Below are 13,651 nucleotides of genomic sequence, written 5' to 3'. Positions count from 1 at the left end.
GAAAAGTTTACAAATTTCAAGAGATATTTCACTATACAGCCCCATCTGTTTTTGATAGGATGGACACATAAGAAAAATTACAGGAGGACTTTAAAAATGGAGAACCCGGGAATCATAGAAGAACTGATAAAGGAAGCAGAATCCAAGTGCAGGGAGGAACCGTACCTGGCAGAGGTGTTTCGCAATTGCTTTACCAACACCCTGAACACAACGGTGAGGGAGATGGAGGACGGCACCACCCATGTGATCACAGGCGATATTCCGGCTATGTGGCTGCGGGATTCCACTGCGCAGCTCCGCCCGTATCTGTTGGCTGCCGGGAAGGATGAGAAGCTGACACAGGTGATCGCAGGGCTTGTGAAGCGGCAGTTTCGCTGCATATTGACAGAGCCTTACGCCAATGCGTTTAATGAGACAGACAACGGGAACTGCTGGGAGAAGGATTTCCCGGATCAGAACCCATGGGTATGGGAAATGAAATTCGAGGTGGATTCCCTGTGTTATCCCGTCCAGCTTGCCTACCTGCTCTGGAAGAATACGGGATATACCGCGCATTTTGATGATACCTTTCTGACAGGGATAAAAACTATCATGGATGTGTTTGAACGGGAACAGTATCATGAGTCCAGGTCACAGTACCGTTTCCAGCGGAAAAATGCCATTCACACAGATACACTGTCAAGGGATGGAAAGGGCGCTCTGGTAAAAGAGGGCTGCGGTCTGATCTGGTCAGGATTCCGCCCAAGTGACGATGCATGTACCTATGGTTATCTGATACCGTCCAACATGTTTGCCTGTGTTATTTTAGGATACATGTCTGAAATCTGCCGGGAAATCCTTCATGAGGAGGCAGCAGCACAGCGGGCAGAACGCCTTCGGGAGGAGATAACAGCGGGAATCGAGACATACGGAATTGCCAGGACAGCGGAATTCGGTGAGATCTATGCCTATGAGACGGACGGCTTCGGGCAGTATAATCTCATGGATGATGCCAATGTGCCCAGCCTTTTATCCATGGAATATCTGGGCTACATACCGAGACGCCGTGACGTGGCGGAAAACACAAGGAGATTTCTGCTGAGTGAGGCCAATCCTTACTATTATAAAGGGGACAGGCTGTCCGGCATCGGAAGTCCCCATACACCATCCAGATATGTATGGCACATTGCTGCAGCCATGGAGGGGCTGACTGCGGAAAAAGAGGAGGAGAAACTTCAGGTACTCAGACGCCTTGCGGGGACAGACGGTGGAAAAGGTATGATGCACGAGGGTGTCTTTGTGGATAACCCTGAGATTTTCACAAGAGAATGGTTTTCCTGGGCCAATGCCATGTACAGTGAACTGATGCTGGACTTTCTGGGATACCGGGTAAAGCGGTAAGCGCGCACCGGAATACCGCACTAGAATTTGTACAGTTAACCTAGAAAAAGGGAAATTGTTATTTCCTGTAAAACATGTAAAATAAAAATAACGAAGCGTGCTGCTGGCTGCAGAGCTGCTTAAGGCGGTGGGAAAGGCGGCATCAAACAGGAGGGTATTATGTTTTTGACAGACAGGAAATTACAGAGACGAATGGATGAAGTGAAGAAATACAGATACCGCGGTGTGACTCCTATAGGAGAATTCCTAATGTGCGAGGATGAACAGAAGCTGGTAAATCCCAGGGTTCCCGTAAACTTTGACGGCTGGGGAAGGATTGCCGGGGGTGAGTGCTGGGCCGGCAGGGACCGCTATCTGTGGATGCACAGGGATATCCGGATCCCGGCAGAGTGGGCCGGCAGACGGGCAGTGGGTATCTTTGATTTCGGAAATACAGGTGCGGGAAACAACAGTGGTTTTGAGTCCATGTGCTATCTGGATGAGGAACCCTTCCAGGGTGTTGACGTGAACCATCAGGAGGTATTTTTCCCGGAGGAATGTTATGGAAAGGACACAAGCCTGACCTTCCGCCTCTGGTCAGGGCTGGAGGGCGGCGGTGTGCCCGCGGTGCAGGAGCATCAGATCAAAAGGGCAGATCTGGCCTGGTTGGATGAAGAGGCAGACGACTTTTACTATCTGGGAACCATGGTGCTTGAGACCATTGAGAACCTGGAGGAAAACAATCCCATCCGCTATGATCTGAGAAACGCACTGGATGAAGCGTGTCACTGCATTGACTGGGCATATCCGGGAAGTGATGAATTCTATGAATCCCTTCATCAGGCGGATCAGGTGCTGAATGAGAAGATTGACAAGATGGATAAGCATTCCCTGGTAAATGTCTACTGTGTAGGCCATACCCACATTGACATGGCATGGCTGTGGCGGCTGAAGCACACTCATGAGAAAGCATCCCGTTCCTTCTCCACAGTGCTCCGCATGATGGAAATGTTTCCGGAATACATTTTCCTGCAGACGCAGCCCCAGATTTATGAGTATATCAAAGAGGATTTCCCTGAAATCTATGAGAAGATCAAGGAGCGCGTCAGAGAGGGACGCTGGGAAGCGGACGGCGCTATGTGGGTGGAGGCAGACTGCAACCTGACAAGCGGAGAATCTCTGACACGCCAGATATTGATCGGGAGCAAATTCATCAAGGATGAGTTCGGAAAAGATGTGGAATACCTTTGGCTGCCGGATGTGTTCGGCTACTCCTGGGCACTTCCCCAGATTCTGAAAAAATCCGGCATTGATATGTTCATGACCACAAAGATAAGCTGGAACCAGTTTAACCGTATGCCTCACGACACCTTCAAATGGAAGGGCATTGACGGCAGCGAAGTGCTGACCCATTTCATCACCACACCGGAACCCTGGAATGAACCGGGCTCCTGGTTCTACACCTACAACGGCAAGCTTATGCCAAAGACTGTAAAAGGCGTGTGGGATGCCTACAGTGAGAAGGAGATGAACAAAGACCTGCTCATCGCCTATGGATTCGGAGACGGCGGCGGGGGTGTGAACCGTGACATGCTGGAACAGAGACGGAGACTGGACAGGATTCCGGGGCTGCCTCATGTGAAAACATCCACAGCAGGGGAGTATTTCAGAAAACTGAAGGAGACAGTAAAGGACACAGACCAGTATGTAAATACCTGGGACGGGGAACTGTATCTGGAATACCACAGGGGAACTTACACCAGCCAGGGCTACAACAAACGCATGAACAGGAAAATGGAGCTTTTGTACCGCAGGGCTGAGTGGATGACCGTTATGCAGGGCCTCATGGCAGGAAGCCTGGAAAAAGCAGAGCAGGAAAGCCTCACAAAGGGCTGGAAGCTGATTCTGACCAACCAGTTCCATGACATCATACCCGGCTCCTCCATCCATGAGGTATATGAGGACTGCCATAAAGATTACGCTGCCATTGAAGAAATCGCAGTTCAGGTGGAGGAGGATTTCACGGAGAACACAGCCCTGCCGGAGGAGAACACCTGGACCGTATGGAATGCTTCTGCCTGGACGAAGGATGAGCTGATATCCATCCCCTGCACAGAGAACGGATACTTTACAGATGATAAGGGGTGTGTGCTTCCTGTACAGAAAGGGGAAAATGCCGTGTATGTAAAGGCAGAGCAGGTGCCGGCCATGGGGCATAAGGTCATCTTCTTCCATCCCCAGGCACAGGGAAAAGAGGAGCAGAACAGTTTCGTGATCCGGGGAAGGGAGATCGAGACCCCTTATTATCTGATTTCCCTGAATGATTACGGTCAGATGACCCGGCTCTATGACAAGACCTTCGGCCGTGAGGTCCTGGCAGAAGGGGAGCGGGGAAATGTGCTGCAGATGTTCGAGGATAAGCCTCTTGACAACGACGCGTGGGACATTGATATTTACTACCAGCAGAAAATGAGGGAGATCACAGAGCTGACGGCCTTTGAAGTGACGGAGTGCGGTCCGCTGAAACTGACCATCCACATGGAATGGAAATATATGAGATCCTTCATTTCCCAGGATATGAGCCTGTACCGGGATTCCCGAAGGATCGACTTTCGGACAGATGTGGATTTCCATGAAAGACAGCAGTTATTAAAGGCTGCTTTCCCGGTGGATATCCGCTCCACCTATGCAACCTATGATGTACAGTACGGCAATGTGAGGCGCCCAAACCACTGGAACACAAGCTGGGATCAGGCCAGATTTGAGAGCGTTGCCCACCGTTTTGCTGACCTCTCCGAGAGAAATTACGGCGTCAGCCTTTTGAATGACTGCAAATACGGACATGACATCAAGGATAATGTGATCCGCATTTCCCTTCTGCGTTCCGGTCTGCAGCCGGACCATCTGCAGGACCAGGGTATGCACACCTTTACCTATGCCCTTCTGCCACACGGCGGGGATTTTGTGGAGGGACGTACCGTGCAGGAGGCATGTACGCTCAATGACCCCATGAAAGCGGCTGCCGGAAGGACGAAGGCAGACTTTGAGAGTTTTGTCACCTTTGACAATGAACAGGTGGAAGTGGACGCAGTGAAAAAGTCCGAGGACGGAAAGTATATTGTTCTGCGCTTCCATGAGTTTGCGGGAAGTTCCCAGAACGTGACGGTGACACCGGGATTTGGTTATTCCTGCTGGATGGAGGGGGATTTGAGGGAACGCCCGCTCACAAAGGCAAGGCCGGCAGGGGAGATGAAGCTTCATCTGCATCCCTATGAGATCAAGACGATCCTGATCGAGCTGTAAGAATAATGGTAATGATCCGGTCAGGCCTGTGCATTTATAGCGCAGACCGTACCTGAGAGCGGCTGCAGACCGGCAGCTTGGGAAGAGGAGGAGAAAATGTTTAGTGAAGTGTTCCAGATGGATAAGATATTGGGATTTTGTGAAAAGCTGTGGTATGTGATTGGAGCGAACCTTTTGTTTCTGCTCTCCAACCTTCCGGCGCTCCTGTTTTTCCTCTTTGTGGGAGCCTCCCAGGTGCGCACCTGCCTGCCATTCTTCCTGTTGTGCATGGTTCCTGCGGGGCCGGCGCTCTCCGCCCTGTTTTACACCATGAACCGCCTGCTCTCCAAAACGGAGACCGGGGTATGGAGAGACTACAGGAAGGCATACAGGGATGACTGGGGACAGAAATATCTGCTGGCGGCAGGCCATATGTTCCTGATCCTGGTATTTGAGATAAATATAGAGTTTTTTGCGGTACAGATTCCGGTCTTTCCTCTTATGATCCTTTTTGTGATATTATTCGCAGCCGCCTTGGCGGTGACACCGAATCTGTACCTGCTGGCCTCCCGGTACCGGATGAAGAACCGGGATATTGTTAAGACCTCCCTGATCCTTCTTGTCACCAGGCCTGTCAGCACTCTGGGGAGCATTGTCTCCCTGGGAGTCATCCTGATGCTGTTTGAGCTGAAAGCAGGGACAGCAGTATTATTTATGGGAAGCCTGTACGGATTCCTCATAGCATTTATGAACCGGAAGGTTCTGCATTCACTGGAAGAGAGTTAACCACAGGACGTTACTGTTCACTCCGTGCCCAATAACACGCTTCGCGATGCACAGATATGGAGCATTCCGCTCCATATCGCGCTGGCTGCCTCGGGATTTTCATGCCTTTGGCCTGAAAACACCTCGCGGGACAGTGGAGTGTGAACAGTAACCACAGGACTCTCTTTTTGTGCTATCAGCATATCCTCAGCATGCACAGACAGGCGGAGATATGGTATACTTACAGGCAGGAGGGGATATATGGAAAACAAAAGCCCGGGACATTTATTTCAGAAATTATTTTTCAGTTATTCCGCAGTTCTGATACTGATCGTAGGAGTGCTGATCTTATATTCGGTTTCCTCCAGCAGAACCCGCATGCTGGAGACAAATCAGGATTATGCAGGGAAGCTGTGCGGGGAGGCGGTTCTGGAGGTGAGCCGTGTAAGCTCGGACGCGGATTATCTGCACAGAGCGATTTACCAGAACAGTTCTGAGCTGGAGGACCTGCTCAATTACTTCCGGTATGACACGGAGGAATATCTCAAACGTCATCTGGACACGTACGCGTCCTCCAACACACTGGACAACAAGGATATTTACAGTTATGTGGAAAATGCGTATTCCGCGTATCCGGATATCAAAGAGATAGAATTCATCAGCTATACCAATAACAAGACAACGGTTTTTTACTCCGAAAATGATATCCGTGTAAATCATGAAGGCAGGGAACGGAGAAAGGAGATTCTGGACGGCGGGCTTGCCATGCCCGGTTCCTACTCCTTTCAGAAAGAAATCAGGGACCCTCTCAGCATGAGGATGGAGGGGTGTATTGTCTTTACATTTGATACAGGGTCCATGAAAAAGATTCAGGAAAAGTATCCCATGGCAGAGGTGTATCTCTATCACAAGAACGGAAACCAGGTATTTCCGGGGGCGGACTCTCTGCTTCTGGAGGATTTCCAGCAAAAGGACGCAGATAAAAAACTCGGGTCCTACATACAGCTTCAAAGTGTGGAAGATTATATTGTGGCAGCCAGGCTTGACAAGCACACTGCAGCCTCCGTTCCGGCAGTCCATATTTTTGCCATACTGGGAATCGGGGCTGTCCTTGTCATTACAGGTGAGATCTTGATCAGCAGTTATCTGAAACGCCTTACAAAACGGCTTGACGGTATTCTGCAGGGCATGGACCAGGTGCAGACGGGAAACTTAAAGGTACAGCTTCCGGAACATGAGCACGGGGATGAGCTGGACATGATCGCCCACCATTTTAACCGCATGTGCCGGGAACTGGAATCCTACATCCAGAAAAGCTATCTGGCAGAGATTGAACAGCAGAATGCGGAGATGCAGGCACTGCAGAGTCAGATCAACCCTCATTTTCTGTACAATACACTGGAAGCCATCCGCATGAAAGCCATCTGCAACGGGGACCGGGAAGTGGGGAAAATGCTCTACAGCCTGGCCGTCACTTTCCGCAGTCAGCTAAAGGAGGCGGATGTGATAACTCTTATGCAGGAGCTGCACTACTGTAAGAAATATCTGGAATTGTTTGAATACCGGTACCAGGGAAAATTCCGTTCCAGTGTGGAGTGCGGACCGGAACTGTCCAACATTCCGGTTATCAAATTTATCCTGCAGCCCATTATTGAGAATTATTTTATCCATGGAATCCGGATGGAGGAGAGCGACAATGAGATTCGGATCTATGCCAGGTGCGTGGAGGAGGACCTCTATATCCATGTAGAAGACAATGGAAGGGGAATGCCCGGAAAAGACATGGAGAGTAAGAACCGTGAACTCAGAAACAATGAGATGGATACAAGAAAATCCATTGGCGTGACGAATGTGAACCGCAGGCTGCGGGCTGCTTATGGGGATACATGCGGTGTGTTTTTAGAGGCCGGCAGGCCCCGGGGCATGCATGTGATATTGAAATTGAAGGTCAGGGAGAGGGAAACAGATGAAGAAAGTAATGCTGGTGGAGGATGAGGAGCTGATTCTCCAGGGGATAAGGAACATCATAGACTGGGAGGCGCTGGGACTTGAGGTGGTGCATATGGCCCACAATGGTAAGGAGGCACTGTCCCTCTGGGAGAAGGAGCCTGTGGATCTGGTGGTGACAGATGTGGAGATGCCCGTGATGAACGGCCTGAACCTGTTAAGGGAGATCAGGGGCAGGGATGAGAGGGTGCGGTTTGTCATTCTCACCGGATACGATGAATTTGAATATGCCAGAAAAGCCATTCCCCTTGACGTGGAGGATTACATATTAAAGCCCATTGACGAGGAACAGCTTGAGGCAGTGGCAAAAAAGGCGCTTCTGAAACTCCGGGAGATGGACCGGGACAATGCAAAGGACATGGAGGACCGTATCGGATGGCAGAAGTTTCTGGAGGGAGGAAGCAGTGAGGAGGAGCAGAAAACATTTCTCTCCCTGTTTCCAAGGGTAAAGAAGGCGGAGCTGCTGTCAGCGGCAGTTATGAAGATTGACAGCAGAAGCATGCGGAAAGGGGATATGTCGGAACTGCTTTCCATTCTGCAGGAGGAAGCGTGCAGAGTGATCCATCTGGGCACAGATACCCTGCTTTTGATAGACAGTTTTCAGATAGATTATACCTGGAACGGAGGGGAAGGGGAGACTGCCGGGAAGATACGTGGTGAGATCCACAGCCGTTTCTCCTGTCTGCAGAACCGCCTGGAAAGTGAGCTGGGGATTTTTACATTTATCAGTATCGGCCCTTCCTTTACGGATTATGAAAAGCTTCCGGATGCATACCGGGAGGCCATGCGGATGCAGAAGTACAGGATGCTGGACGGATACGGAAGCTGTGTGGATGACAACCATATCAGGAACCGGGAATCAAAGGATGTGGCCATTGATGAGACGCAGCTCCGCAAAATGATACTGCAGAAGGACAGGGACGGGGCGATCAATTACATCGAGGATCTGTTCATCAACAATATCCGCAAGGACACGGATGTGAATAACCTGTACCAGACTGCCCTGAAGATCGCCATGCTGCTGTGGGATATCAAGGGGGAATATAAGCTGGAAGAGAAGAATATGCAGGATCTGTCCGATATGGTGGAGGGGATTTACGGCGCTGAGGATATCTTCGGACTGAAGGCTATGTTCATCTCGGAGATTTCGGAGATCATCACATATCTGCACACAGAGAATTCCGCATACACGCCTGTGGTAAAGCAGATCATGGCAGAGGTGCAGAAGAATTACAGGGAGGAGCTGAGTCTGAAGACACTGGCGTATAAATACCATATGAACGCCTCGTATCTGGGCCAGATTTTCCAGAAGGAAGTGGGGTGCTCCTTCACCCAGTATCTGAGCAATATCAAGAACGGGATCGCCAAAGACCTGATACTGAATACGAACCGCAGGATCAACGATATCGCCCAGGAGGTAGGATATACGGATACCAGCTACTTTTACCGGAAGTTTAAGCAGTGCTACGGGGTGTCCCCGGCTTCCTTACGAGAGATGAAAAAATATTAGGGACCTGTAACGTTTTCGCGCAGAGATTTTACAATGCAGACTATAAGGGCAGCGGCTGTGACCAGTATCCAGCTTGTAACAGTGGCGCCCCACCCCAGATGGTCCACCATGACCCCAATGGAAAAGGTGGAAACCGCGGTGCCGAGATAGGCCACAGAGTTCAGAAAGCCGGATACTGTGGAGACCCGGCCCTGCTTTTCGTAGTTCAGGGGCAGCAGATTGACAAATAAGGTGTTGACTGCCATCATGGAGGCGGTGATGAGCGCGAACAGAATCACGGTCAGGACGATGGACAGACTGCCTGCCAGACGGATTCCGGCCAGCGCGGCAGAGGCCAGCAGGAAAAAGGGAACGGCAGCCTTCATGGCCCGTCTGCCTGTGCGGCGGTATATATACTGTGCGGCATAGGCACCGGTGAGATTTACAATGGGCAGAACGGTGGTCACCAGCACAGAGAGAGACGGAGAGGTCAGAAAGGTTTTGCTGATAAAGGTCGGCACCCAGGTGGCTACTCCGTCTTTCAGCATTCCGTGGATCAGTACCGGAAATACTACGGCCAGCAGGCCGGAGCTGAAGAGAAGAGAGGAGAAAGGTACAGCCTTTGATGTGTCTTGCGGTTTAAAGCCCGAGACATCCGGGGCCGCGGTATCTTCCTTCCCGCAGCTCTGGCTGTAACGCTCAATACGGCCGAAACCCAGGGACCAGACAGCAGCCATGACGCCCAGGCAGAGGGCTGCCGCACCGAACACGGCTTTCCAGCCTGCCAGCCACATGACGGCCGCTGCCAGGAGATAGGCGCCCAGAGTCCCGGCCACCTGTGAGGACACAATGTGGATACAATAGCGTACCTTCTGCATTTCCTGCAGCATTTCCGCAAAAATACGGATGATGGGAGGCCAGATCATGGACTGGGCGTATCCGTTGATGCCCCAGACCAGGGACATGAGGAAGAAGGAATCCACAAATCCCATGATGAGATTAGCGGCAGCGGCGGCGGCGAGACCGGTAAATATCATATGTCCGGGATGGAACCGGTCTCCCAACAGGCCGTTGCACATCTGCCCAATGCCGTAGGCAAAGAAATATACCATACTGATAAACCCTGCCTGGGACCCGGCAAGCACCTGCTCCTCGATCATGGCTGTCATGGCGGAAGAGAAATTCAGCCGTCCGATATAGGAGGTAAAGTAGGCCAGCCAGCACAGGAGGAACAGATAGAATGCCATTTTACTGCTTTCAAGTTTGTGAAATCTTTTCATGAGAGATACCCCTTTTTTCTTTTTTCGTTCTTCAATATACACCAGAACGGAAAAAGGAGAAATGGATATATCACCATTTTAAAGTAGATATTTCTACATGGGTTTACCGGATCGGCATTGCTGCCGGTACTGAAGGGGTGTGACCCCGGTTGTCTTTTTAAAGACCCGGAAAAAATACTGGCTGTCCTCATAGCCCACGCTTTCCGCGATCTCAATCACGCTCAGGCCGGTATCTTTCAGATACTCCCTGGCCTTTTCCATGCGAACCTCTGTGATATAGTTTACCGCGGAACGGTTCAGCTCCTTTTTGAAGACAGAGGAGAAGTAGTTTGGACTCATGTTGTAGAGTTCCGCCAGGCCGTTTATGGACAGATTTTCGTTGTAATGCTTTTTTATATACTGAGTGGCAAGCTGTATCTTGTCCTTGGAACTGGCATCCTGCATTCCACGTTTGCTGATGCAGTCCGTGATAATATCCGAGATATAGCGGTGGATCCTTTCCGGGAGGCAGAGTTCATCCAGGATCCGGAAATTGTGGAGAAGGTCCTCCACACCGATGTACTTGCGTATCTCCGGCTCATAGTATTTCAGGAGGAGATTCAGGATGCGCACCCAGAGGATGCGGATGTAGGAGACGCCGCAGCTCTGGAGCATTTCCTCTGAGAATAACTGGGACAGAAGCTTGAGGATACCGTTGACATTGCCCTGGATCAGGTACTGTTCCAGAAAGTACAGCTCTGAGGCGGGAAAGGACTTCCCGGAGAAGACGGTGTTGTCCTCATAAAAATAGAGATTGCCGTCACCGTAGATGGTCCGCTGGCGAAGGGCGGATTCCGCCTCCCCCAGGATTCCCGCAAAGAGTCTGCCGGTCTGGCTGCTGGTGCCCATGGTCAGGTAAATGCCCATCTTCTTCTCCAGAACAGCCCGCATCTCCAGGAAGAACTGTTCCACCTCCCGGCGGAGCATGGATTCCTCACTGCCGCTGCTCTCAAAGACGGCATACATCTGACGCCGGTGGATGATACTGTTCACCAGAAGGACCTTGCTGGGTGAGCTGATCTCGTCAAATACATTCTTGACGGCAAAGCGGATCAGCTCCGTGTCGTCTTTACAGAAGTTGTTCTCACAGCTTTTCTCCTCAATGTTGACAATGCCCAGGAGAAGGCGGTTTCCGGGAGCGGAGGAGATCTTATGGTAGAATGCGGGATATTTGCCTTTTCCGAATTTCTCGTCTTCAGGCTCATGGAGGAGAGCATTGACCTCCTTTTCCAGGGTGTACGCAGTGTTCTCCTCCTCCAGCTTCTTCCTGGAGGTGATGTCCCGGCGTATTCTCGTGTCCAGTTCTACCTGTGTGAGCAGTTTGTCCATACCCTCTTTCAGGTCCTGGTTTGACAGAGGTTTCAGCAGATAAGCACTGGCGCCCAGAGTTAAGGCGGTTTTGGCATATTCAAATTCGGCGTAACCGCTTAACACCATGAAGCGCAGATGAGGGGAGAGTTTCTTGGCCTCCCGGATGAAGACCAGACCGTCCATATCAGGCATCCGGATGTCTGTGATGACAATGGATATGGAATTTTCTCTCACTGCCTCCAGTGCCTCTGTTCCCGTCTCCGCTTCCAGAATCTCACCAAATGCAAACCCCAGATAATTAAGACGTGCGATCAGGCCTTTTCTTATAAGCTCCTCGTCATCTGCTATCAGCAGGTTCCTTTTCATCTGTTTTTTCTCCTTTCCGAATGAGCGGCAGGCGCAGATCAAACTGACTGCCGTAGTGAAGGGTACTCTTTATGGTGATTCCGTACTGGTCCCCGCAGGCGAGCTTGATCCTCTGGTTGACATTGCGGATACCAATGCTGAGTCCGGTATGGGTAAGATCGTCAGCCACATTTATGGAGCGGTTCAGCTCCTCCACTTTCTGGATATCCATGCCGATGCCGTCATCCTCCACACGTATCATCAGACTGTCCTCCTCCTCCCAGGCGGAGAGTTCCAGGGTGCCCGTGGTGGTCTGTTTTACCAGGCCGTGAAGAATGGCATTTTCAACGATGGGCTGCAGGATGAAGCGGAGCGTCATGGCATTGTCTGTATCCACGGAGATGTTGTAGAACACTTCAAAACGGTTTCCGTACCGTTTTTTTATGATAAAGATATAATTCTGCACGTGGCCCAGCTCCTGTGCCACTGTCACAAATTCCCCGTAATTCTTCCCAAGGTTGTAGCGGAAGATCTCCCCCAGCCTCTGGCAGATATCGCAGATGTCAAATACCTGTTTTACAGCAGCCATGGAGCTGATGGTCTCCAGAGTGTTGTAGAGAAAGTGGGGGTTGATCTGGAGCTGCAGATTTTTCAGCTGTGCCTCCTTGTTCTCCAGTTCGCGGATATAGTTTTTCTGGATCAGGGCATCCAGTTTGCCCAGCATATGGGAAAACTGGCGGTCCAGCTCTGCCACCTCATCGTTGCCGGATATAGGTCCGTAGATGTTCAGATCACCGGTCTCCGCTTTGTGGAATTTTTGTACCAGACACCTGATCCTGACTGAAAAGTTACGGCTGTAGAGCCAGGACCAGAACAGGATGAGCAGGATAACGCAGAGCATGATGGGCAGGATCATCTGTCTGACTGCCTGCTGTTTGACCGTGAGCTGATGATTGTCGAACAGAAGCAGGACATGCAGGGCACATTTTTCCAGTTCCTCGTGCTTGATGGTATAGCCGTCAACCAGTTCCGAGGAATCCCCGGCCGTAAGCCATGCGTCCAGCAGGTAATTCTTTTGTGGCGCTGAGGAATAGAGGATTTTGCTGTCATCGCCGTAGACAATGACCTCATAGGAGGAATCCCCCTCATTGGCTGTGTCTGCGGGCTTGAAGACCAGATCCATGTACAGGTCCAGTTTCAGAAAGCCGAGCTGTTCTTTTTCATAATTGTGGATATTGACATTTTCAATGTTTTTGACAAAGGAGAGAACAGGAACATTGCCGGCGCTGGAGATATAGCTGAAGCTGTTTTCCCTGATCGCGCGCTCCTGCAGAAACCATTCCTCGTGTCCGGCCTCCTTGACCATGGAAGCCCGTTTTCCGTATACGGGATACTCATCAATATCAGAGTAGAGCATACAGTTGCGGATCTCTCTTTGACGGTCCAGCAGCAGGGATTTTGTCACCTCACTGCTGATCTGTTCCCCTTTGATGTAAGGACTTTCTGTCTTGTCCACCAGGGTTTCCAGAATCACGGTGTTGTCGGCAATGACATCCAGGCTGTATCGGTACTGGGTCAGCTTTTCGTCAATGTTTTTTATATATTGGGAGGTCATCTGCCGGTAGGATTCGGAAAGCTCTGTCTTGACCATATTCTCCAGCTTATAGAACAGAAAAAAGGTGATGGACAGGGTGGGGATCAGGCTGATCAAAAGTGTAAAGACGACAAGCTGCGTAAAAATGCGGTGCGAATAGATACCCTTCCATTTCATAAC

8 protein-coding genes are annotated in these 13,651 nt (G+C 50.7%); 5 read left to right on the top strand and 3 right to left on the bottom strand.

The genetic code is table 11. The annotated features are described in order from the left end of the window. The first annotated feature begins 96 nt into the window (after positions 1-96). From WMO65_RS12500 to WMO65_RS12480, 5 genes are all read left to right on the top strand, one after another. Positions 97-1,380: a glycoside hydrolase family 125 protein gene (locus WMO65_RS12500; protein ID WP_148392866.1), complete on the top strand. Its 1,284-nt coding sequence runs from the start codon at positions 97-99 to the stop codon at positions 1,378-1,380. Positions 1,381-1,539: 159 nt separating this feature from the next. Next, positions 1,540-4,662, top strand: coding sequence for an alpha-mannosidase (locus WMO65_RS12495; RefSeq protein WP_148392867.1), 3,123 nt, complete (start codon positions 1,540-1,542; stop codon positions 4,660-4,662). 96 nt (positions 4,663-4,758) lie between these two features. Then, a complete protein-coding gene (locus tag WMO65_RS12490) occupies positions 4,759-5,427 on the top strand; it encodes a YesL family protein (RefSeq protein ID WP_033139237.1) in 669 nt (222 codons plus the stop codon). Positions 5,428-5,667: 240 nt separating this feature from the next. Next, positions 5,668-7,401, top strand: coding sequence for a sensor histidine kinase (locus tag WMO65_RS12485; protein WP_148392868.1), 1,734 nt, complete (start codon positions 5,668-5,670; stop codon positions 7,399-7,401). Next, positions 7,373-8,923 (top strand): response regulator transcription factor, encoded by a 1,551-nt coding sequence (locus WMO65_RS12480; RefSeq protein WP_148392869.1) that lies wholly within the window; start codon positions 7,373-7,375, stop codon positions 8,921-8,923. Before WMO65_RS12485 ends, WMO65_RS12480 begins: the two co-directional genes overlap by 29 nt. Here the strand turns inward: WMO65_RS12480 and WMO65_RS12475 are convergent. The 3 genes from WMO65_RS12475 to WMO65_RS12465 form a co-directional block, all read right to left on the bottom strand. Further along, positions 8,920-10,182 (bottom strand): MFS transporter, encoded by a 1,263-nt coding sequence (locus WMO65_RS12475; protein ID WP_148392870.1) that lies wholly within the window; start codon positions 10,180-10,182, stop codon positions 8,920-8,922. The two genes, WMO65_RS12480 and WMO65_RS12475, sit on opposite strands and share 4 nt — an antisense overlap. 93 nt (positions 10,183-10,275) lie before the next feature. After that, positions 10,276-11,898, bottom strand: a complete 1,623-nt coding sequence (locus WMO65_RS12470) for a helix-turn-helix domain-containing protein (RefSeq protein ID WP_256157879.1) — start codon at positions 11,896-11,898, stop codon at positions 10,276-10,278. After that, positions 11,870-13,648 carry a sensor histidine kinase gene (locus WMO65_RS12465; protein WP_148392872.1) on the bottom strand — a complete coding sequence of 593 codons (1,779 nt, stop codon included), beginning with the start codon at positions 13,646-13,648 and terminating at the stop codon, positions 11,870-11,872. The genes WMO65_RS12470 and WMO65_RS12465 overlap by 29 nt, the downstream gene beginning before the upstream one ends. Positions 13,649-13,651 lie beyond the last annotated feature (3 nt).

Origin of the sequence: Blautia caccae, assembly GCF_040095955.1 — a bacterium.
In the GTDB taxonomy this organism is placed as follows: domain Bacteria; phylum Bacillota; class Clostridia; order Lachnospirales; family Lachnospiraceae; genus Blautia; species Blautia celeris.
The sequence above is the reverse complement of the archived record's forward strand: the minus strand, read 5'-3'. Positions and strand labels throughout refer to the sequence as shown.

Bases quoted from the DNA above. Each gene is read 5' to 3' on its own strand.
- WMO65_RS12500 (WP_148392866.1), top strand. From the start codon at position 97: ATGGAGAACCCGGGAATCATAGAAGAACTGATAAAGGAAGCAGAATCC.
- WMO65_RS12495 (WP_148392867.1), top strand. From the start codon at position 1,540: ATGTTTTTGACAGACAGGAAATTACAGAGACGAATGGATGAAGTGAAG.
- WMO65_RS12490 (WP_033139237.1), top strand. From the start codon at position 4,759: ATGTTTAGTGAAGTGTTCCAGATGGATAAGATATTGGGATTTTGTGAA.
- WMO65_RS12485 (WP_148392868.1), top strand. From the start codon at position 5,668: ATGGAAAACAAAAGCCCGGGACATTTATTTCAGAAATTATTTTTCAGT.
- WMO65_RS12480 (WP_148392869.1), top strand. From the start codon at position 7,373: ATGAAGAAAGTAATGCTGGTGGAGGATGAGGAGCTGATTCTCCAGGGG.
- WMO65_RS12475 (WP_148392870.1), bottom strand. From the start codon at position 10,182: ATGAAAAGATTTCACAAACTTGAAAGCAGTAAAATGGCATTCTATCTG.
- WMO65_RS12470 (WP_256157879.1), bottom strand. From the start codon at position 11,898: ATGAAAAGGAACCTGCTGATAGCAGATGACGAGGAGCTTATAAGAAAA.
- WMO65_RS12465 (WP_148392872.1), bottom strand. From the start codon at position 13,648: ATGAAATGGAAGGGTATCTATTCGCACCGCATTTTTACGCAGCTTGTC.